Annotated in this window: 1 pseudogene; it reads left to right on the plus strand. The window is 62.7% G+C overall.

The features are described from left to right. Nucleotides 1–110: 110 nt before the first annotated feature. Nucleotides 111–351: pseudogene (locus EN852_RS41900) on the plus strand (hypothetical protein); the annotation flags it as partial.

Raw genomic sequence — 351 nt, forward strand, 5'->3', positions numbered from 1 at the left:
AGGCAGCACCTGAATGCTTCGTCTCCATCCGCCCCGTCCGTTGGCAAAGCGCCAGACGCAGGCGACAGCCACAGTCCGTTCGCGCTCGCCGTCTAGGGTCAAGACGCGTGATGGACAGCCCAGTCTTTCAAGAGCAATCGCCGGTGGAACCGGTCCGGCGTTCGCGGCGACGAAGCAGACCACAGCACGTAGCACCGGGTAACGCCCCGACCACCTCGCTTCAGCGTGGCTACGAGACAGGAATTCTTTTTATCGCGATCTCTGCCGCGGCATGGAGCACCGCCGGACTGTTCGTCAGGAGCCTGCCGCTTGATGCCTGGACGCTTCTGTTTTGGCGCAGCTTGTTTGCCG

The sequence above is a fragment of the Mesorhizobium sp. M2E.F.Ca.ET.209.01.1.1 genome (assembly GCF_004010375.2).
GTDB lineage: Bacteria > Pseudomonadota > Alphaproteobacteria > Rhizobiales > Rhizobiaceae > Mesorhizobium.